Genomic DNA, 19,327 nt, shown 5'->3' on the forward strand with positions numbered 1-19,327 from the left:
GGGCATTACCCGTTCACAAAGAGGGGAAAGCGCCTCCCCGATGGGAGGCGCCAGGATCAGGGTTTTTTAGCCTGTGGTTCTGCCGCAGTGGCGTCAACGATTCTGACGGTATATACCATGGTCGCTCCCGGTGGGATTTTAGGCGGCTTGCCTTCGCTGCCGTAGGCGAGATTGGGGGGGATCACGACCGTTATCGCTCCGTGGTTTCCCAGCCGCTTGAGTGGCCCAAGGAAGATGGGAGGATAAGATTTCAGAGGCTGGGACCAGACTTTCCCCTCCGCTTCCATATCGTTAATGACGGTTCCATCGGTAAGCGTTTCCTTGATAGTGACGGTAACGATATCGCTGTCGAGAATCTTGCCCTTGCCGGCATAATCTATGCGACTGTAAATGCCGTCTTTCAATACCACCCCTTTTTGCTTCGCGAAGTTTTGTTGATATTTCTTTCCTTCGCTAAGGGTTTGCTGTTCGAGCTTCTTTAGGTTCTGAAAGACTTTTTTAGACACATCGAATAAGGCTTTATTGCGCGCTTTCTCATCAAGGGCGATATCCCCTGAAAAAGAATCCATAATCCCCTGTAAAACGGTATCTTTACTGGTTTTTACGCCCTGAGATGCCCGGGTAGATAAGAGCTGCAGCACCTCCTCGCCCATCGATACACCGATAGCGTAAGCCTGTCGCAGAGGCTCTTTTGCAAAGTCGATAGCCAGCGGCTTTTTCGCCTTGGCGTCAGCAAGCCTGGCCTTTAGCCGGGTAATTTCATCGGCGCTGGCCTGCTGTAGGGCGTTGTCCTGACCGGCCTGCTGACGGCCAGCATCCGCCTGAAGGGACGTCTGCGGCGTACTGATGATAACGGCGTCCAGTTTAGCCGTGAGCGCCTGTTTTTCTACTGCCGCGGCCGCCAGCTTTGTCGTTAAATCTGTTTTTTCCGCTTCACTGGCGTTGAGCTTCGCTATCGCTGCTTTCTGCTCGGTTTGAGACGCATCCAGTTTCGTTTGCAGCGCCCGCTGTGCGGCGTCAGCCGCGGCGAGTTTTGTTAGCATTTCCTGCTGAGCTGCCTCTGCAGCAGCGAGCCTTGTTGCGAGAGCTTGCCTCTCTTTCGCCTCTGTCGTGAACTTACCGGTGAGCGCTTGTTTCTCCGCTGCGGCCGCCGCCAGCTTTGAGAGCGTATCTTGCTTTTCTGTTTCCAGCGCCGCGAGCTTCTGCTGCAGGGATTGCTTTTCGGCGGTTGCCTCAGCCAGCTGAAGCTCAACTTTTTGTTTCGCGGATTCTACTAATGCCACTCTTTTTTCCTGCTGCAGCGTTTTATTTTCTGTGGCATTACGCTGGCCCTCGATCTGTTTTATTTCAGCCGCGGCGGATAGCGCGTTATCTATTAATTGTTGTTTTTCGGCTACGGCAGTCGCTAACTTTTTCTCAAGCAGCTGAATTTTATCTTTCAGCGCTTTTTGGTTGTCTGCTTCGGCGTTCACCGTGGCCGGCTTCACATCAAGCTGCTGCCGAAGTTGGCGGATGAGTTTATCTTTTTGAGCAATGATTGCAGCCTGACGGGAAACTTCATGGGTATTCAGGACGGTTTTTTTATTCGTTGTTTTTGTATTATTGCTTTTCTCCTCAACGGGCTTTACCGGCTCGCTGATTTTTTGCGCCTGCTGCTCTTTAGCATAATTTAAAAATGCCGGGCCTGAGGCATCGCTATTTGAGCTCGCCGTGACGCTGATAAGGGCGTCTTTTTCCGCATAGGCATCCGGCGATAGCGCCAGCACAAAAACTGCTGCCAGCGATACCGGATTGAAGTTTTTGGCTATTTTCCCGTTCATGGCTGAACATTTTCACCACGTTTAACAAGGCTATCGATCAGCTCCTTTTCAATATCAGCGCACAGCTTGATTGATTTGAACTGGTACATCGAATCGATCCCCTGTTTTGTCGGTTCTGCCACTTTACTGCGCACAGAATTATATTGTGATGCCGCGCTAAGCAGGGCAGTGAACTCATTGCCGAGTTTGTCCGCCTGTTTGGGGTTCACTTCTTTCAGCGACTCCAGCGCTTTACGGCAAGTGTCTAAACGCGCTTGCTCATCGGCGATTCTCTGCTGTTCGGTTTGCTGTTGGCTTAATGTCGACTCAGATAAGGGTTTCACTAATCCGGCGGATTGCCTGGGTTGTATTGAATTACAACCCGCTAATAAAATGAGGGCCAGAGGGGCTATGCTTGTAAATAAGGATCTGTTCAAGGTTTCATTCCATTGATAAAAAGAGGTGTTATCGGGCGATAATAGTGTGCGAAAAAGAAGAATGCAATAATAGAGTTTATGATTTTTGATGGCGTACTTTTAATATTAGTTATACCCGTCATATTTCACGCTGCTTATGCGTTGGCTACGCTCGCTTACCCCTTGCCGCCTTCAAGTAACTCTAATTATTTAGGGTATATATTAATATGTTGAATGCTTAATGAATTATCATTGAATTCTATGAATTGAGATATAAATTAAGTGCTGTTGTTAATTGAATTGCTATTATTATGCGGCGTCATAGCCGTATTCGCACGGCTACCGTATTATGAAATGAAGGGGGTTATTTCACGTAAGCGAGCAGGCTAAGCGAATCGCGGGCCAGCGCTTTGCATTTTTTAGTGGTGGGAATCTGGATTCCGCTAAGGTCCCGGTAGCTATCTTCGCCGAGCGCTTTCATATTGAAGCTGTCGTAATTGCTTAAATCCCATTGATTCTGCTGAGCAAAAAAGACCAGGGCACGGCGAATCTGCGTGTTAGGCAGATTTTGATAACCGCAGTCGTTCTTCAGGAAGACGAATACTGCCGTTAAATCAGCCATATCTTCCGCTTCGGACTCGCTTAATGCATAGCTATTGGCGGAGAGAGTCAGCAGGCTGCCAAGCACTATTGTTCTGAAAAGCGTCTTCATTTTTTCTACCATTGAATCACGGACAAACAAAGTTAGCACACTTCATTACAGTGCGCCGAGCTTTATTCTTACTCTTCTGCTTGACCTTCCTGTTGGGGGAGGGTTTAAGCTCAATTATTCACCAGCAGAATAAAAAGGATGTGAAAATGCAACGTCGTGAGTTTCTTAAACTAACCGCTGCGGTCAGCGTGGCCAGCGCATTGCCGCTATGGAGCCGCTCGGTTTTTGCCGCCAGCCGCCCATCTTTGCCTGTACCCGAACTGCTTACCGCCGACGCGCGTAATCGCATCTCGTTAATCATTCAGGCTGGAAAAACGCAGTTCGGCCCTCATCTGGCGACCACCTGGGGCTATAACGGCAATCTGCTGGGCCCGGCCCTACAGCTTAAGCAGGGTGAGGAGGCGACCATCGACATTCATAACCGTCTGGCGGAGGAGACCACCGTGCACTGGCACGGTCTGGAGGTTCCCGGCGCCGTGGACGGCGGTCCCCAGGGCGTGATTGCCGCCGGAGGCTCCCGCACGGTGACCTTTACCCCAACGCAGCGGGCGGCGACCTGCTGGTTCCATCCCCATCAGCATGGTAAAACCGGCAGACAGGTCGCGATGGGGCTGGCAGGGCTGGTGCTGATTTCTGATGCAGAAAGCGAAAAGCTGCTCCTGCCAAAGCAGTGGGGAATTGATGATGTCCCGGTGATTGTGCAGGATAAAAAATTCACCTCAGCGGGAGAGATTGATTATCAGCTCGATATTATGAGCGCAGCCGTGGGCTGGTTTGGCGATACGCTGCTCACTAACGGCGCGCTGTACCCGGAGCACGCTGCGCCTCGCGGCTGGCTACGTTTACGTCTGCTGAACGGCTGTAATGCGCGTTCTTTGAATTTCGCCACCAGCGATAAGCGGCCCATGTACGTCGTGGCAAGCGATGGTGGTCTCCTGGCTGAGCCGGTGAAAGTTAACGCGCTGCCGGTGCTGATGGGCGAGCGTTTCGAAGTGCTGGTAGATACCACTGACGGGAAGCCCTTCGATTTAATTACGCTCCCGGTCAACCAGATGGGGATGGCGATCGCTCCGTTTGATCGGCCGCAGCCAGTGTTACGCGTGCAGCCGCTGACTATCCAGGCTTCCGGTAAGCTGCCGGATGTGCTGGCCGCTATGCCAGCGCTGCCCTCGCTTCAGGGCCTGACTCAGCGTACTTTGCAGCTCTCGATGGATCCGATGCTCGATATGATGGGCATGCAGGCGCTGATGCAAAAATATGGCGACCAGGCCATGTCCGGCATGGACCATGGCATGATGATGAATCACGGAGAGATGGGGAATATGAACAATATGAACCACGGTGACATGGGAAGCATGAATCATGGCGGCACGGCGCAGATGAAGCACGGTAATAAGGCGTTTGATTTCCATAATGCGAATCGGATCAACGGTAAAGCCTTTGATATGAATGTTCCCCTGTTTGCGGCGGCGAAAGGGCAGTATGAGCGGTGGGTGATTTCTGGCAAAGGCGACATGATGCTGCATCCGTTCCATATTCACGGCACTCAGTTCCGTATTTTGTCCGAAAACGGCAAAGCGCCGGCACCCCACAGGAGCGGCTGGAAAGATACCGTCAGGGTTGAAGGCGATGTCAGTGAAGTGCTGGTGAAATTTGATCACGATGCGCCGAAAGAGCATGCCTATATGGCGCACTGCCATCTGCTGGAGCATGAAGATACGGGAATGATGCTGGGATTTACGGTGTAGAATTCGCTTCCCGTCTAAGGGCGAGGCGTGTGGCTTGCTTCGATAGAAAAGAGAGAGACGTACCATAGAGAGAAGGCCCGGAAACCGGGCCTTCTGTTTTTTACTTCGCGTCGTCCGGTAAAGCATAAGCGACGATATAGTCGCCCATCTTCGTGCCAAACGAACCGTGACCGCCCGCAGAGATGACAACGTACTGCTTGCCATTCACTTCATAGGTCATCGGCGTCGCCTGGCCGCCTGCCGGCAGACGTGCCTGCCATAATTTTTCACCGTTGCTCATATTGTACGCGCGCAGGTAGTTATCCGCGGTCGCGCCGATAAACAGCACATTGCCGGCCGTCGAAATTGGACCGCCCAGCATCGGCATACCCATTGTGAACGGGAGCTTAACCGGCATCGGGAACGGCAGGCTATCCTGCGGCGTACCGATACGTTTTTTCCACACCACTTCGTTGGTTTTCAGATCCAGCGCGGAGATATAGCCCCAGGCTGGCTGTTTGCAGGGCAGACCAAACGGTGACAGGAACGGATTAAGCGTAACGCCGTAAGGGACACCGTACTGTGGCTGAATACCGGCTTCGGTACCGGAACCCTTGGCGTCTTTTGGCTGCTCCATCGGGTTACCTGGGCCGCGAGGGATCAGTTTTGAGACAAACGGCAGCGCCATTGGGTTAGCAATCGCCACCTGGCGGTTCGGATCGACGGAGATGCCGCCCCATTCGAACATCCCCAGGTTACCCGGGAATACCAGCGTGCCTTGTTCTGACGGCGGGGTGAAAATCCCTTCGTAGCGCAGCTGATGGAAGATAACGCGGCACACCAGCTGGTCGAACATGGTGGCGCCCCACATGTCCGCGCCGGTCAGGTCTTTCTTCGGACGGAAGCTCAGGTCGGAGAACGGCTGAGTTTTCGCGACGTAGTCACCTTTCGCCGCCCCTTGCGGAACCGGTTTTTCCGGCGCCGGGACAACCAGTTCACCGTTGCGGCGATCGAGGACAAAAATATTACCGGTTTTTGCCGGAGCGTAAATCACCGGCACGGTTTTACCGTTGACGTCGATATCCGCCAGCGTCGGCTGCGACGGCATATCCATATCCCACAGATCGTGGTGAACGGTCTGGTAGCTCCACGCCAGTTTACCGGTCGTCGCGTTCAGCGCCACGATGGAGCTGGCATAGCGCTCTTGTTCAGGCGTACGGTTGCCGCCCCAGATATCCGGGGTGGTTACGCCCATAGGCAGGTAGACCAGATCCAGCTTCGCGTCATAGGCCGCAGGCGCCCAGGAGTTTGGTGAATTCAGCGTGAAATGATGTTCATCATCAGGAATCGCGTTGGGATCTTTCGCGCCCGGGTCAAAGGCCCACAGCAGTTTACCGGTATTCACATCAAAGCCGCGGATAACGCCCGACGGCTCGCGGGTGGAGAAGTTATCGGTCACGGCGCCGGCAATGACGATAGTTTTGTCGGTAATAATCGGCGGTGATGTTGGTTCATACATACCCGGCGTAGTGACAGGCATGTTGGTTTGCAGATTGAGAATGCCTTTATTAGCAAAGGACTCACACAGCTTACCGGTTTCGGCATTGAGGGCGAACAGACGACCATCGTTGACCGGAAGAATGATCCGACGCGGGCAGTCGGCAACCACATCCGCCGGCGCGTTATCCGCTTTGGCTTCATGATATGAAACGCCGCGACAGGTCACGTGCTGGAAAGAGGGGTCAGCGTTGAGCTGCGGATCGAAATGCCACTTTTCTTTACCGGTGGCCGCGTCAAGCGCGAACAGGCGCTGATGAGCGGTACACAGATAAAGCGTGTCGCCCACTTTAATCGGCGTGACTTCATTGGTGATTTCACCCGGATCGTTAGGCTGCTTGAGATCGCCCGTACGGAAGACCCAAGCTTCTTTCAGGTTCTTCACGTTATCGGCGTTGATCTGCTTCAGCGGCGAGTAGCGCTGGCCTTCCTGATTGCGGCCATACGCCGACCAGTCACCATCGGCTACGTCGGAGATGGGGGCCGCTGGCGTTGCATCAGCGCTCAGCGTACCGTTGACTTCCTGCGGGTCGTTGAAGCCGGCCCAGGTCAGGATACCGCCGCTAATCAGCAGGGCGACAACCAGCCCGGCAACCGCGCCAGAGGAGGGAATCGGCAGGCGGCGCCAGACAAACGGCAGGATAAGCCAGATGCCGAAGAAGACCAGAATGTCGCTACGCGGGGTCAGCGCCCAGAAGTCGAAACCAACTTCCCATACGCCCCAGATCATAGTGGCAAGCAGCAGCGCGGCGTACAGCCAAAGCGCAGAACGCTTTCCGCGGAACAGCATGACGGTGACGCCAAGCATGACCAGGCCTGCGACAGGGTAGTACCATGAGCCGCCAAGAGCGACCAGCCAGGCCCCGCCCGCTAAAAGATACAGGCCACAGAACGCTGCAAAAAGAGCCGTCAGCGTCACGAGTAGCCGTGATTGTTGAGATTTTGTTTCTGCCATAGAAGGACACTCGTTTGTTTGTTAATTTTTTAACTGCAATTAATTATAGGATTTAACAAGTGTGATCGGAATCACAAAATGGGCTTTATTAATCACTGCATCGCATATTTCTTTTTACTGGTATACTGCGTGGCTTGCCGGTCAACGTCGGTGCAATCGCAGCGGCTTTGATGATTTACATTAAGAATCAAATGGTTAGTTTTATGAAACATACTGTAGAAGTGATGATCCCGGAAACTGAGATCAAAGCCCGTATCGCTGAGCTCGGTCGTCAAATTAATGAACATTACAAAGATAGCGGCAGCGAAATGGTGCTGGTGGGGCTATTACGCGGTTCATTTATGTTTATGGCCGACCTGTGCCGTGAGGTTCAGGTACCCCATGAAGTGGATTTCATGACCGCCTCGAGCTACGGCAGCGGCATGTCCACCACCCGTGACGTCAAAATCCTCAAAGACCTGGATGAAGATATCCGCGGTAAAGATGTGCTGATCGTGGAAGACATCATCGACTCTGGCAATACGCTGTCAAAAGTGCGTGAAATCCTCAGCCTGCGTGAACCAAAATCGCTGGCGATTTGTACGCTGCTCGATAAGCCAAGCCGCCGCGAAGTGAAGGTGCCGGTTGAGTTTGTCGGTTTTGCGATCCCGGACGAGTTCGTGGTGGGGTACGGTATCGACTATGCTCAGCGCTATCGCCACCTGCCGTATATCGGCAAAGTGACGCTGCTGGACGAGTAATGCGGAGTGTCTATCCCGGCTTATCCGGGATAGTTAAGAGGGGCGCGTGAATTATCTGTGATTGACGTGCTTGCTTTTAAGGTTGGAAATGCCCTGGCGATAGCGCTGCTCCAGCGTTTCGCGGCTGACGGCGGTCACGTCCAGATCGCGTAACATGCCATCGTGAATGCCGTAGGCCCAGCCGTGAATTGTCACCTTCTGTCCACGCTTCCACGCCGACTGCATAATCGTTGAATGGCCAAGGTTGTAAACCTGCTCCATCACATTCAATTCACACAGCGTATCAAGGCGGCGCTCTTCGGGCATTTCCCCCAGCAGCGAGCTGTGCTTAAACCAGATATCGCGAATATGCAGCAGCCAGTTGTCGATAAGGCCAAGCTCGGTATTTTCAATCGCCGCCTGCACGCCGCCGCAGCCGTAGTGGCCGCAGATGATGATGTGTTCAACTTCCAGTACGTCGACCGCGTACTGCACGACGGAAAGACAGTTCAGATCGGTATGAATCACCAGGTTGGCGACGTTACGGTGTACAAACAGCTCGCCAGGTTCCAGGCCGGTCAAACGTTCAGCGGGGACGCGGCTATCTGAACATCCAATCCACAGAAAGCGCGGCTTCTGCGCCTGTGCCAGTTTCTCAAAGAAACCGGGGTCTTCCTCCACCAGCATTTTTGACCATAGTGCATTGTTGCTGATGAGTGTATCTATATCGTTCATGGATGTTTACGGGCCTGTAACCAAGTAAGTGCGTTGCGCTAATATAGGTTAACCTCACATTTTTTAAAACAACCCATCGCGTGTCACGACACGAGAAGAGACATTTAATGACCATTGCTCTGGAATTAAAACAGCTTAAAAAAACCTACCCCGGCGGGGTTCAGGCGCTGCGCGGAATCGATCTGCAGGTTGAGGCGGGCGATTTTTACGCGCTCCTGGGGCCAAACGGCGCGGGAAAATCCACCACTATCGGCATTATCAGTTCGCTGGTGAATAAAACCTCCGGCGAGGTCAACGTGTTTGGCTATGACCTGCAAAAGGATGTGGTGAACGCCAAGCGCCAGCTCGGCCTGGTGCCGCAGGAGTTCAACTTTAACCCGTTCGAAACCGTGCAGCAGATTGTGATTCACCAGGCGGGCTACTACGGCGTCGAGCGCAAAGAAGCGATCGCCCGTAGCGAAAAGTACCTTAAACAGCTCGATCTTTGGGAAAAACGCAACGAACGCGCGCGGATGCTCTCCGGCGGCATGAAGCGTCGCCTGATGATTGCCCGCGCGTTGATGCACGAGCCGAAGCTGCTGATTCTTGATGAACCCACGGCGGGAGTGGATATCGAGCTGCGTCGTTCGATGTGGGGCTTCCTGAAAGATCTCAACGATAAAGGCACGACGATTATCCTCACTACCCACTATCTGGAAGAGGCCGAGATGCTGTGTCGCAATATTGGCATTATTCAGAACGGTGAGCTGGTGGAAAACACCTCGATGAAGTCGCTGCTTTCCAAACTGAAATCGGAAACCTTTATTCTCGATCTGGCACCTAAGAGTCCATTACCGGTACTGGAAGGCTATCAGTATCGTCTGGTTGATACGTCGACGCTGGAGGTTGAGGTGCTGCGTGAGCAGGGGATTAACAGCGTATTTACTCAGTTAAGCGCGCAGGGCGTACAGGTATTAAGTATGCGTAACAAAGCTAACCGTCTGGAAGAGCTGTTTGTCACGCTGGTCCATGACCGGAAAGGAGAATCAGCATGATGCAGCTTTATTGGGTCGCGCTGAAAAGCATCTGGACCAAAGAGATCCATCGCTTTATGCGTATCTGGATCCAGACGCTGGTGCCGCCGGTCATAACTATGACCCTCTACTTTGTTATTTTCGGCAATCTGATCGGCTCGCGCATCGGTGAAATGCACGGTTTCACCTATATGCAGTTTATCGTGCCGGGCCTGATTATGATGGCGGTGATCACCAACGCCTACGCCAACGTGGCGTCCTCCTTCTTCAGCGCGAAATTTCAGCGCAATATTGAAGAACTGCTGGTCGCGCCGGTTCCCACCCACGTGGTTATCGCCGGCTATGTGGGCGGCGGCGTTGCCCGCGGTCTGTGCGTCGGGATTCTGGTGACGGCGATTTCGCTGTTTTTCGTACCGTTCCAGGTTCACTCATGGATATTCGTCGCCCTGACCCTGGTGCTGACCGCCGTGCTATTTTCGCTGGCCGGTCTGCTGAATGCGGTGTTTGCCAAAACCTTTGACGATATCAGCCTTATTCCGACCTTCGTGCTAACGCCGCTGACCTATCTCGGCGGGGTTTTTTATTCGCTGACCCTGCTGCCGCCGTTCTGGCAAGGGCTGTCGCATCTGAACCCGATCGTCTACATGATCAGCGGTTTCCGCTACGGTTTCCTCGGCATTAACGATGTTCCGCTCGCCACCACCTTCGGCGTGCTGGTGGTGTTTATCGTCGCGTTTTATCTCTTGTGCTGGTATCTGATCCAGCGCGGACGCGGGCTTCGCAGCTAATTTAGCCAACCACTGCGCTTCGCTGCCCCGTTCAGCGAAGCGCCGGCAAACAATTTTGATTGTCATCACCGATATTCATCTCTTCCCTTGCTACATTGTTTGCCTGCTAAGGAGGTGGGCGATGTTAGGTTGGGTGATTACCTGTCATGACGAACTGGCGCAGGAGATGCTGGATCGTCTGGAGAAAAAGTTTGGGCCGCTGACGCAGTGTCGGGCGGTCAACTACTGGCGTAATCTCAGCAGCAATATGCTGAGCCGCATGATGTGCGACGCGCTGCACGAGACGGACGGCGGAGACGGGGTCATTTTTCTGACCGATAATACCGGCGCGGCGCCTTATCGCGTGGCGGCGCTGCTGAGCCATAAGCACACCCACTGTGAAGTGATTTCCGGGATCGACTATCCATTACTGGAAAGCATGTATTTGCTGCGCCAGAACCTGAGCAGCGAAGCCTTCCGGCACGCCATTGTCAGCGCCGGAGGCCCGGCGGTGAGCAGCCTCTGGCATCAGCAGCAAAAAAATCCGCCTTTTCGACTACTGCATGAGCCGTACGGGAATTAAGCGTTGGTATTGATGAGGCTTTTGTTACAATGACGGCAGTTCTTGTCTACCGGCTCGATGCGCATGTTTGCCCGAATTCTTGCTTTACTCCTCCTGTTCACGGCGCTAAGCGCCTCTGCCAGCCTGTTAAGCCAGCAGGGTGTGCCGGCACGTTATATGCAAACGACCGAAGATGCGGATATCTGGGCGCAGGTTGGCAATCAGGTGGTGAGCGTCGGCAACGTGCGGGCAGGGCAAATTCTGGCGGTAGTACCGACGGCGGCGGATTACTATGAGTTTAATTTTGGCTTTGCGACCGGCTTTATCGATAAAGGCCACCTGGGGCCGGTACAGGGTAAGCAGCGGGTGGAGGATAGCCTTGGCGATCTGCATAAGCCTCTAAGCAACCAAAATCTCATTACCTGGAAAGATACGCCAATCTATGATGCCCCCGCCGTGGGCAGCGCGCCATTTGGCACCCTGGCGAATAATTTGCGTTATCCGATTATCAGCAAACTCAAAGATCGGCTTAATCAAACCTGGTTTCAGATTCGTATCGGCAACCGCCTGGCGTGGGTGAGCAGTCTGGATGCGCAAGAAGATAACGGCATCCCAGTACTGACTTATCACCATATCCTGCGTGATGAAGAAAATACCCGCTTTCGCCATACCTCAACGACGACTTCCGTGCGCGCCTTCAGCAATCAGATGACCTGGCTACGCGACCAGGGCTACATCACGCTCAGCATGTATCAACTGGAAGGTTATCTGCGTAATAAAGTGAATCTTCCGGCGCGTGCGGTGGCGATCACCTTTGACGATGGGCTGAAGTCGGTCAACCGCTATGCCTACCCGATCCTCAAACAGTATGGCTTTCACGCCACGGCGTTTATTATCTCGTCGCGCATCAAGCGCCATCCGCAGAAATGGGCGCCGAAATCGCTGCAGTTTATGAGTATTTCCGAGCTAAAACAGATCCAGGACGTCTTTGACGTGCAGTCGCATACCCATTTCCTGCATCGGGTTGATGCTGAACGTCATCCGATTCTCCTCAGCCGCAGCTATCACAATATTCTGTTTGATTTTGCGCATTCGCGGCGGGCGCTGGCACAGTTTAACCCCCACGTACTGTATCTCTCTTATCCGTTTGGCGGCTATAACGCTAAGGCGGTCCAGGCCGCCAACGACGCCGGTTTTCATCTGGCGGTGACTACGGTGAGAGGGAAGGTAAAGCCGGGCGATAATCCGTTCTTGTTGAAAAGGCTGTATATATTAAGAACGGATTCGCTGGAGACAATGTCGCGGCTGATAAGCAACCAGCCGCAGGGGTAGATCAGGCAACCTGCACCGGAATAGCTTTGGCCTGGCGCTTCATTTCGTTTTCGCCTTCGAAATAGGCCACTTTCGGCTGCCAGGTGCGGGCTTCTTCGTCAGGCATGGTGACGAAGCTGGCGATAATCAGAATATCGCCGACGCTCGCACAGTGTGCCGCCGCGCCGTTCACGGAGATAATTCGCGAACCGCGCTCCGCGGCGATGGCGTAGGTGGAGAAACGATTACCGTTGGTCACATTCCAGATATGAATAGCCTCGTTTTCAAGGATGCCGGACGCATCCAGGAAATCCTGATCAATAGCGCAGGAGCCTTCATAGTGCAGGTCGGCCTGCGTGACTTTTACGCGGTGGAGTTTGCCCTGCAGCATATTACGAATCATAACGTCTACCTTTAAAGCTTAACGATAACAAAGCGGACGTGACGCCCGCCTTGAGGAAATTCCAGGCAGTATTGCCCGATTTTTAACCCGTGTCTACCGAACGAGCGCCACTATCTGGTTGTCGATCAAACGCGCTTCGCCGAGCCATGCCGCCATCAGGATCACCGCGCGCTGGCTGTTTTCCGTCAGGTCGAGCAGCGTGTCGGCATCGCGGATCTGGATATCATCGGCGCGGAAGCCTTTTTCGTTCAGCTCCTGCGCGGCAATCGCGATAATCTCGTCAAGATTGCGCTCGCCGGCCGCCAGCTTCTCCGCCGCGCCATTCATCACCTTATACAGCCCCGGCGCAACTTTGCGCTGGTCTGCGCTGAGATAGCCGTTGCGCGAACTGAGCGCCAGCCCATCTTTCGCGCGCATAATCGGCACGCCGATAATCTCGATGTCGTAGCCCATATCGGCCACCATTTTGCGGATCAGCGCCAGCTGCTGGAAGTCTTTTTCGCCGAAGCAGGCGACGTCCGGCTGGATCAGGTTGAACAGCTTGCTGACGATAGTGGAAACGCCGCGGAAGTGGCCTGGACGACTGGCGCCCTCGAGCATCGTCGACAGCCCCGGAACATCCACGTAAGTCTGATTTTCGAGGCCGTGCGAATAGATTTCCGCCGCGGCAGGGGCAAAGACAAAATCGACCTTACGCTTGTTCAGCTTTTCGCAATCGTCCTGCAGGGTACGCGGATAGCGCGCCAGATCCTCGGCGCGGTCGAACTGCATAGGGTTGACGAAGATACTGGCCACCACCACATCCGCGCTGGCTTTGGCGGTATCAACCAGCTTCATATGACCATCGTGCAGGTTGCCCATGGTGGGAACCAGCGCAATGCGCTTGCCTTCCTGGCGTAAACGACGGATATGCTGGCGCAGCAGCGGCAGGGTTTCAATAATCAGCACAACAACACTCCTTAATGGAAACTGTGTTCTTCGCCCGGATAGACGCCGGACTCCACTTCGGCAACATATTGCCGTACCGCGGCGCGCATGTCGCCCGCTGTGCTCAGGAAATTTTTGGCAAATTTGGGAATATGGCCGCCGGTGATGCCGAATGCGTCATGCATGACGAGGATTTGCCCGTCGGTGACGTTGCCCGCGCCGATGCCGATCACCGGGATGGTTAACGCCTCGGTGACGCGTTTCGCCAGCTCGACCGGTACGCACTCCAGCACCAGCAGCTGTGCGCCCGCCGCTTCTAGCGCCAGCGCGTCATCCAGCAGAACTTGTCCGGCATCGCCGCGGCCCTGAATTTTATAGCCGCCGAAGACGTTCACCGACTGGGGCGTCAGACCGAGGTGCCCGCACACCGGCACCGCGCGCTCGGCAAGCATTTTCACGGTGTCCGCCAGCCATGCGCCGCCCTCGATTTTGACCATATTGGCTCCCGCGCGCATCACGATGGCGGCGTTCTCGAAGGTCTGTTCCGGCGTGGCGTAAGCCATAAACGGCAGATCGGCGAGCAGCAGGCAGTTGGGCGCTCCGCGGCGCACCGCGCGCGTGTGATAGGCAATGTCTTCTACGGTCACCGGCAGGGTGGAGTCGTGGCCCTGCACCGTCATGCCCAGCGAATCGCCGACCAGCATCACGTTGATACCCTCATCGGCAAACAGCTTTGCAAAGCTGTAGTCGTAGGCGGTGATAGTGGCGAAGCGTTTCTTCTCCTGTTTGCATTTCTGCAGCAGGGCGATAGTGGTCGGTTTCATAACGTTTCCTGATGATGAAAGTCATTTTAACCGGCATTCTAGCAGCCGCATTCAGGGGGGCAATGGTTTTAGGCAACCGATTACCACGATCGCCGTAATTGCTAAAAAATGAAGGGGTATTACCAGCTCGCGGGTTTTTCCGCGCCGAGATTGGCCAGCACGTCGCGCAATGCCAAACCGTCGGGGAAACATAGCTCAGGCGCAATTTCAAACAGCGGCCACAGCATAAAGCCGCGGTTTTGCATATCGTAGTGCGGCACGGTCAGCCGCGGGGTGTTAATCACCTCATTGCCGAACAGCATGATGTCGAGGTCCAGCGTGCGCGGTCCCCAGCGTTCAGCTTTACGCGTGCGGCCCTGCTGCAGCTCAATGCGCTGAGTGTGGTCGAGCAGCGCCTCTGGGGCGAGAGACGTCTCCAGCGCCACGGCGGCGTTGAGGTAGTCAGGCTGATCCTGCGGCCCCAGCGGCGGCGTACGGTAGAAAGAGGAAACGCTTATCACCCGGCTGTCCGGTATCTCCGCCAGCGCGTTAACGGCAGCGTTGACCTGCTCCAGCGGCGAGGCCAGATTGCTGCCGATAGCGATATAAGCGAGCGTCATGCGCTGCCTTCGCGGCGCGGCGCGCGTTTACGCGGACGACGGTGGCGGCGGCGCGGAGCCGGATCGTCGCCTAAATCATCCAGCATATCTTTCTGATCCGGCGGCGCGGCGACCTGGAACTCGCCCCACCATTTGGTCAGACGCTGCAGTTCGCTGCTGTTTTCGGCGCCGGCGCGCAGCTCCAGCAGATCGTAGGCGGCGCGGAATTTGGGATGCTCCATCAGCTTCCACGCGCGTTTGCCCTGACGGCGGGACATCCGCAGCTGAAGCTGCCAGATATCGCGCACCAGAGTAGTGATGCGTTTCGGGATCGCCAGCGTGCGGCAGGCTTCGTCCAGCACGTCGTTCATCGCCAGCGCGAAGGCGTCGTAGTAGGCCAGCCCGCTTTCCTGGGCGATTTTCTGCGCCGTTTCCAGCAGCGGATACCAGAACATTACCGCGAACAGGAACGCCGGGTTAACGCGCATATCGTTGCGAATGCGGTTATCGGTATTCTTCAGCACCTGGCTGATGATGCGCTCCATCGGACTATCGCCGCGCTCGGTGAAGTAGCGGGTAATGGTCGGGAACAGCGGCTGGAACAGATTATATTCGCGCAGCAGAATATAGGTTTGATAGCCGTCGCCGGCCTGCAGCAGTTTTAACACCTCTTCAAACAGGCGCGCCGGCGGTACATCGTGCAGCAGCGTCGCCAGGCGCGGGATCGGCTCGGCGGTCTCTTCGCTGATGCTCATACTGAGCTTCGCCGCAAAACGCACCGCGCGCAGCATGCGCACCGGATCTTCGCGATAGCGGGTTTCCGGATCGCCGATCAGCCGGATGACGCCATCCTGCAGATCTTTCATGCCGCCGACGTAGTCGCGGACGGTGAAATCCGCCACGCTGTAATAGAGGCTGTTGATGGTAAAGTCGCGACGCTGGGCGTCTTCTTCAATCGAACCGAAGATGTTGTCGCGCAGCAGCATGCCGTTCTGGCCGCGCTGGGAGGTGACGCGATCGGTGGTGTGGCCTTCATGGTGGCCGCGGAAGGTCGCGACTTCGATAATTTCCGGCCCGAACATCACGTGCGCCAGGCGGAAGCGACGGCCGACCAGACGGCAGTTGCGGAACAGCTTACGCACCTGCTCCGGCGTGGCGTTGGTGGTGACGTCAAAATCTTTGGGTTTTTTGCCCAGCAGCAGATCGCGTACGCCGCCGCCGACCAGCCACGATTCGTAGCCCGCCTTATTGAGTCTGTACATGACCTTGAGGGCATTTTCACTGATATCTTTGCGGGAAATTGCATGCTGCTCGCGCGGGATAACCGTCATATGTAGTTGTTCGACGGCGGCTTCTGCCTCGCGCTCTTCACGGCTTAGCACCTTACGGCAAAAATTAGCGACTCGGGTAAAAATGGTACACCTCGTAGTGTCAGACGGACTTCAGGACAAAAAAATAGCGGCTAATCATAGCTCAGCAGAACGCATTTGAGAATGCTGGATTTGCTCCGGCCGCCAGTTCGCTACCGCGTACTTGAGTAAATCCTCAATGCTCAGCGTCTGCCATTCCTGAATGACATCCTGATTAAGAAACGTTAGCGCCCGCACAATTTCCGGGCGCGGATCGCCTGTAGATAACGCCGGAGCGTGGTTTTGCTTCGACAGTTTATTGCCCTGCGCGTTGAGGGCCAGCGGCAAATGGATATAGTCCGGCGCCTGCCAGCCAAAATGCTGATAGAGCGAAATTTGCCGCACCGTCGGCTCGATAAGATCGGCGCCGCGGACGATTTCGCTGACGCCCTGAAAATGATCGTCCACCACCACCGCCAGATTATAGGCGAACAGCCCATCGCGACGGTGGATAATAAAATCTTCACGCGCCAGAGGCTCGTCGGCGACGATCGTACCGCGCAACTGGTCATAAAATTCAAGGACCGGACGCGTTTGCCGCAGGCGCAGAGCGGCGTTTTCCGCGCCGAGGCGTAAATCACGGCAGTGGCCGTCGTAAAGGCCGCCAATAGCGTGGATACGCGCGCGGGTGCAGGTGCAGTAGTAGCAGAGGCCCTGCTCGCGTAGCCAGGCCAGGCGCTCACGATAGGCTTCGTGGCGTTTTGACTGCCAGAGTACCTCTCCGTCCCAGTGCAGGCCGAAGTGCTCTAACTGACGAAGAATAGTCTCGGCGGCGCCGGGGACTTCACGCGGCGGATCGATATCTTCAATGCGCACGCGCCAGATACCGTTCTGTGCCCGAGCCTGCAGATAGCTGCCAAGCGCGGCAATCAATGAGCCGAAGTGGAGTTCGCCGGAAGGTGAGGGGGCAAAGCGCCCGATGTAGTGGGAATCTGTCATCGTATGACTAAAGCATCAGGGCGGGAGAAAGCTCCCGCCAGAGATGCGTCAGCGAAGTGATTAGCCTGCCATCTGTTTTTCGCGAATTTCCGCCAGCGTTTTGCAATCAATGCACAGGTCGGCGGTCGGACGCGCTTCCAGACGACGGATACCAATCTCAACGCCACAGGATTCACAGAAGCCGAAATCTTCGTCTTCGACTTTTTTCAGCGTTTTCTCGATCTTTTTGATCAGTTTACGTTCGCGGTCGCGGTTACGCAGCTCCAGGCTGAACTCTTCTTCCTGAGCGGCACGGTCTACCGGATCCGGGAAGTTAGCAGCTTCATCCTGCATATGCGTTACGGTGCGATCCACTTCATCCCTAAGTTGATTACGCCACGCTTCAAGAATGCGCTTGAAGTGCGCCAGCTGGGCTTCGTTCATATACTCTTCGCCCGGCTTCACTTGGTACGGCTCCACCCCAGCGATGGAGAGAATACTCAGGGACGATGTTTTACGGTTTTGCCCTTCTTGCATGTTGCTTCTCCTTAACACGCACTATCGATCCCCGTGTTGGGGGAAAAATCAGGCCGCTATAAATAGCAGATGCTTTTCCGGATAGCAATTATCTAAACGTTACACTTGACAACCCTGTGAGGAAAAGCGTATTTGCGCTCGCGACCCGAATACTATTTAGCCGTTTATTTACCGGGGGTTAACACCACGGTAATCGGCTTATTCAGAGTCATCATCTCGGTAGAAAGTTCCGCCTTGTAGGCGAGAATTTCCACCCCCTTGTTTTGCGCCTCAATCAATAGCTGTGCGTATCTGGCATCAATATGATGCGCGGGTGAGAAACGGTCTATCGCCGAGTGCAGCACGGCGAACAAAATCACCGCCCGATCGCCCGCTGCCGCCACGCTCATTAGCTCCCGCAGGTGCTTCTGACCGCGTGCGGTAACCGCATCGGGGAAGTAACCGTATTCCTTTTCCGCCAACGTAACCGATTTCACTTCAATATAGCAGTTTTGTTGGTCATCTGCTTGTAACAGAATATCAATGCGGCTGCTTTCATCACCATACTTCACTTCGCTTTTCAGCGTGTTATAGCCCAAAAGCTCGGGAATATTTCCTGCCAGAATCGCCTCTTTTGCCAACGTGTTAGCACGTAGAGTATTAACACAAATTGTCGCGCCCTCTACGGTTTCAGTTAATTCCCACGTGTGGGCATATTTACGCTTAGGATTATCTGAGGTGGAATACCAGACGGTATCGCCCGGCGCGGCGCAGCCGGTCATGGCGCCGGTGTTGGGGCAGTGCAGGGTCAGCTCGCGGCCGTCGGGGGTGACCACGTCGGCGAGAAACCGTTTGTAACGTTTAACCAGGGTGGCGGACTGCAGGGGAGGAGTGAACAGCATCAGCTTTCCTTGTCGAAGGGATAACGTTCCAGCGCCTGATAGCGGGTGCGCCCGCGGCTAAAGCTGGATTCGTAGAGCACAAATTCGTTGACCGCAAACGCCCAGCTAAATCCGGGCGGCGGAATCGGCACCGCGTGGCGCGCGTCGCGCAGCAGGGTGATATGCGGATGAAACGGCTGCGGGCTCTGATAGCAGCCGCTGCGGGCGGCCTGGGCGCGCAGCATATTCGCTAATTGCAGCACCCCGCGCGGCGGCTGACGGGTGCCCAGCCACACTACCCGCGAACGCAGCCACTGCCCGGCATCGTCAAGCGTCAGGGTAAAGCCCGGCTGGCGGATCCGTCCGGCCATCGCTGACAGCGCCCGCTGCTTGTCCGCGCTCACCTCGCCAAGAAACGCCAGCGTCAGATGGAGGTTAGCCGCCGCCACCGGTCGACCCGCATCGCCGGGAAAGCTGGCGGCGCGCCAGTGCACGATCTGCTGCTGAACGTCCCCGGGAAGTTCAATGGCGAAAAACAGCCTTTTCGGCTCGGACATGATAGAGACTCGGTAATGAATTACCGGGATGCTACAATGCT

20 protein-coding genes are annotated in these 19,327 nt (G+C 55.1%); 6 read left to right on the forward strand and 14 right to left on the reverse strand.

Translation table 11 applies throughout. The features are described from left to right. Positions 1–56: 56 nt before the first annotated feature. From ABLU67_RS07780 to ABLU67_RS07790, 3 genes are all read right to left on the reverse strand, one after another. Entirely contained in the window at positions 57–1,820 is a 1,764-nt protein-coding gene (locus tag ABLU67_RS07780) for an FKBP-type peptidyl-prolyl cis-trans isomerase N-terminal domain-containing protein (protein ID WP_122117860.1), read from the reverse strand. Further along, complete coding sequence (locus ABLU67_RS07785) at positions 1,817–2,236, reverse strand: hypothetical protein (protein WP_025106509.1); 420 nt, start codon at positions 2,234–2,236, stop codon at positions 1,817–1,819. The genes ABLU67_RS07780 and ABLU67_RS07785 overlap by 4 nt, the downstream gene beginning before the upstream one ends. A gap of 343 nt (positions 2,237–2,579) precedes the next feature. After that, a complete protein-coding gene (locus tag ABLU67_RS07790; protein ID WP_014227947.1) occupies positions 2,580–2,927 on the reverse strand; it encodes a YacC family pilotin-like protein in 348 nt (115 codons plus the stop codon). Between the two features lie 146 nt (positions 2,928–3,073). Here ABLU67_RS07790 and cueO point away from each other — a divergent pair, with 146 nt between their 5' ends. Next, entirely contained in the window at positions 3,074–4,675 is a 1,602-nt protein-coding gene (gene cueO / locus ABLU67_RS07795) for a multicopper oxidase CueO (RefSeq protein ID WP_186006611.1), read from the forward strand. A gap of 100 nt (positions 4,676–4,775) precedes the next feature. On the opposite strand, the gene ABLU67_RS07800 is transcribed toward cueO, so the two are convergent. After that, positions 4,776–7,166: a glucose/quinate/shikimate family membrane-bound PQQ-dependent dehydrogenase gene (locus ABLU67_RS07800; protein WP_122117158.1), complete on the reverse strand. Its 2,391-nt coding sequence runs from the start codon at positions 7,164–7,166 to the stop codon at positions 4,776–4,778. A gap of 203 nt (positions 7,167–7,369) precedes the next feature. Here ABLU67_RS07800 and hpt point away from each other — a divergent pair, with 203 nt between their 5' ends. After that, complete coding sequence (gene hpt / locus ABLU67_RS07805; protein ID WP_014227950.1) at positions 7,370–7,906, forward strand: hypoxanthine phosphoribosyltransferase; 537 nt, start codon at positions 7,370–7,372, stop codon at positions 7,904–7,906. Between the two features lie 51 nt (positions 7,907–7,957). Here hpt and can read toward each other — a convergent pair whose 3' ends face one another. Beyond that, positions 7,958–8,620, reverse strand: a complete 663-nt coding sequence (gene can, locus ABLU67_RS07810) for a carbonate dehydratase (protein WP_004098666.1) — start codon at positions 8,618–8,620, stop codon at positions 7,958–7,960. A 107-nt stretch (positions 8,621–8,727) separates the two neighbouring features. Between can and ABLU67_RS07815 the strand changes: the two genes are divergently transcribed. The 4 genes from ABLU67_RS07815 (at position 8,728) to ABLU67_RS07830 (ending at position 12,294) form a co-directional block, all read left to right on the forward strand. Beyond that, positions 8,728–9,654: an ABC transporter ATP-binding protein gene (locus ABLU67_RS07815; RefSeq protein ID WP_004098667.1), complete on the forward strand. Its 927-nt coding sequence runs from the start codon at positions 8,728–8,730 to the stop codon at positions 9,652–9,654. Then, positions 9,651–10,421, forward strand: a complete 771-nt coding sequence (locus tag ABLU67_RS07820) for an ABC transporter permease (protein ID WP_004098668.1) — start codon at positions 9,651–9,653, stop codon at positions 10,419–10,421. The genes ABLU67_RS07815 and ABLU67_RS07820 overlap by 4 nt, the downstream gene beginning before the upstream one ends. A gap of 121 nt (positions 10,422–10,542) precedes the next feature. Further along, positions 10,543–10,983, forward strand: a complete 441-nt coding sequence (locus tag ABLU67_RS07825) for a PTS sugar transporter subunit IIA (RefSeq protein ID WP_064374759.1) — start codon at positions 10,543–10,545, stop codon at positions 10,981–10,983. A gap of 57 nt (positions 10,984–11,040) precedes the next feature. Continuing rightward, positions 11,041–12,294, forward strand: coding sequence for a polysaccharide deacetylase family protein (locus tag ABLU67_RS07830; RefSeq protein WP_122117159.1), 1,254 nt, complete (start codon positions 11,041–11,043; stop codon positions 12,292–12,294). 1 nt (position 12,295) lies between these two features. Here the strand turns inward: ABLU67_RS07830 and panD are convergent, their stop codons facing one another. From panD to thpR, 9 genes are all read right to left on the reverse strand, one after another. Further along, a complete protein-coding gene (panD, locus tag ABLU67_RS07835) occupies positions 12,296–12,676 on the reverse strand; it encodes an aspartate 1-decarboxylase (RefSeq protein WP_004098675.1) in 381 nt (126 codons plus the stop codon). Positions 12,677–12,769: 93 nt separating this feature from the next. Further along, positions 12,770–13,624, reverse strand: coding sequence for a pantoate--beta-alanine ligase (panC, locus tag ABLU67_RS07840; RefSeq protein WP_025106513.1), 855 nt, complete (start codon positions 13,622–13,624; stop codon positions 12,770–12,772). An 11-nt stretch (positions 13,625–13,635) separates the two neighbouring features. Continuing rightward, positions 13,636–14,427: a 3-methyl-2-oxobutanoate hydroxymethyltransferase gene (gene panB, locus ABLU67_RS07845; RefSeq protein ID WP_004098680.1), complete on the reverse strand. Its 792-nt coding sequence runs from the start codon at positions 14,425–14,427 to the stop codon at positions 13,636–13,638. A gap of 119 nt (positions 14,428–14,546) precedes the next feature. Further along, the gene (gene folK / locus ABLU67_RS07850) at positions 14,547–15,026 is read right to left on the reverse strand and encodes a 2-amino-4-hydroxy-6-hydroxymethyldihydropteridine diphosphokinase (protein ID WP_025106514.1); all 480 of its coding nucleotides are present in this window, start codon (positions 15,024–15,026) and stop codon (positions 14,547–14,549) included. Then, positions 15,023–16,420, reverse strand: coding sequence for a polynucleotide adenylyltransferase PcnB (pcnB, locus tag ABLU67_RS07855; RefSeq protein WP_071846143.1), 1,398 nt, complete (start codon positions 16,418–16,420; stop codon positions 15,023–15,025). The genes folK and pcnB overlap by 4 nt, the downstream gene beginning before the upstream one ends. Positions 16,421–16,471: 51 nt before the next feature. Then, positions 16,472–17,353, reverse strand: a complete 882-nt coding sequence (gluQRS, locus tag ABLU67_RS07860; protein WP_014837424.1) for a tRNA glutamyl-Q(34) synthetase GluQRS — start codon at positions 17,351–17,353, stop codon at positions 16,472–16,474. 60 nt (positions 17,354–17,413) lie between these two features. Then, positions 17,414–17,869: an RNA polymerase-binding protein DksA gene (gene dksA / locus ABLU67_RS07865; RefSeq protein ID WP_004098689.1), complete on the reverse strand. Its 456-nt coding sequence runs from the start codon at positions 17,867–17,869 to the stop codon at positions 17,414–17,416. Positions 17,870–18,033: 164 nt separating this feature from the next. Beyond that, positions 18,034–18,750, reverse strand: coding sequence for a DNA/RNA nuclease SfsA (gene sfsA / locus ABLU67_RS07870; protein ID WP_004098690.1), 717 nt, complete (start codon positions 18,748–18,750; stop codon positions 18,034–18,036). After that, on the reverse strand, positions 18,750–19,286 hold the full coding sequence (gene thpR / locus ABLU67_RS07875; protein WP_014837425.1) for an RNA 2',3'-cyclic phosphodiesterase: 537 nt from the start codon (positions 19,284–19,286) through the stop codon (positions 18,750–18,752). Before thpR ends, sfsA begins: the two co-directional genes overlap by 1 nt. Between the last annotated feature and the right edge of the window lie 41 nt (positions 19,287–19,327).

The sequence above is a fragment of the Klebsiella sp. GN_Kp190 genome, assembly GCF_040061795.1.
Taxonomy (GTDB): domain Bacteria; phylum Pseudomonadota; class Gammaproteobacteria; order Enterobacterales; family Enterobacteriaceae; genus Klebsiella; species Klebsiella michiganensis.

What these genes read in the sequence shown, in the direction of transcription:
- ABLU67_RS07780 (WP_122117860.1), bottom strand. Translation starts at nt 1,820, where the DNA reads ATGAACGGGAAAATAGCCAAAAACTTCAATCCGGTATCGCTGGCAGCA.
- ABLU67_RS07790 (WP_014227947.1), bottom strand. Translation starts at nt 2,927, where the DNA reads ATGAAGACGCTTTTCAGAACAATAGTGCTTGGCAGCCTGCTGACTCTC.
- cueO (WP_186006611.1), top strand. Translation starts at nt 3,074, where the DNA reads ATGCAACGTCGTGAGTTTCTTAAACTAACCGCTGCGGTCAGCGTGGCC.
- ABLU67_RS07800 (WP_122117158.1), bottom strand. Translation starts at nt 7,166, where the DNA reads ATGGCAGAAACAAAATCTCAACAATCACGGCTACTCGTGACGCTGACG.
- hpt (WP_014227950.1), top strand. Translation starts at nt 7,370, where the DNA reads ATGAAACATACTGTAGAAGTGATGATCCCGGAAACTGAGATCAAAGCC.
- can (WP_004098666.1), bottom strand. Translation starts at nt 8,620, where the DNA reads ATGAACGATATAGATACACTCATCAGCAACAATGCACTATGGTCAAAA.
- ABLU67_RS07815 (WP_004098667.1), top strand. Translation starts at nt 8,728, where the DNA reads ATGACCATTGCTCTGGAATTAAAACAGCTTAAAAAAACCTACCCCGGC.
- ABLU67_RS07820 (WP_004098668.1), top strand. Translation starts at nt 9,651, where the DNA reads ATGATGCAGCTTTATTGGGTCGCGCTGAAAAGCATCTGGACCAAAGAG.
- ABLU67_RS07825 (WP_064374759.1), top strand. Translation starts at nt 10,543, where the DNA reads ATGTTAGGTTGGGTGATTACCTGTCATGACGAACTGGCGCAGGAGATG.
- ABLU67_RS07830 (WP_122117159.1), top strand. Translation starts at nt 11,041, where the DNA reads ATGCGCATGTTTGCCCGAATTCTTGCTTTACTCCTCCTGTTCACGGCG.
- panD (WP_004098675.1), bottom strand. Translation starts at nt 12,676, where the DNA reads ATGATTCGTAATATGCTGCAGGGCAAACTCCACCGCGTAAAAGTCACG.
- panB (WP_004098680.1), bottom strand. Translation starts at nt 14,427, where the DNA reads ATGAAACCGACCACTATCGCCCTGCTGCAGAAATGCAAACAGGAGAAG.
- folK (WP_025106514.1), bottom strand. Translation starts at nt 15,026, where the DNA reads ATGACGCTCGCTTATATCGCTATCGGCAGCAATCTGGCCTCGCCGCTG.
- gluQRS (WP_014837424.1), bottom strand. Translation starts at nt 17,353, where the DNA reads ATGACAGATTCCCACTACATCGGGCGCTTTGCCCCCTCACCTTCCGGC.
- dksA (WP_004098689.1), bottom strand. Translation starts at nt 17,869, where the DNA reads ATGCAAGAAGGGCAAAACCGTAAAACATCGTCCCTGAGTATTCTCTCC.
- sfsA (WP_004098690.1), bottom strand. Translation starts at nt 18,750, where the DNA reads ATGCTGTTCACTCCTCCCCTGCAGTCCGCCACCCTGGTTAAACGTTAC.
- thpR (WP_014837425.1), bottom strand. Translation starts at nt 19,286, where the DNA reads ATGTCCGAGCCGAAAAGGCTGTTTTTCGCCATTGAACTTCCCGGGGAC.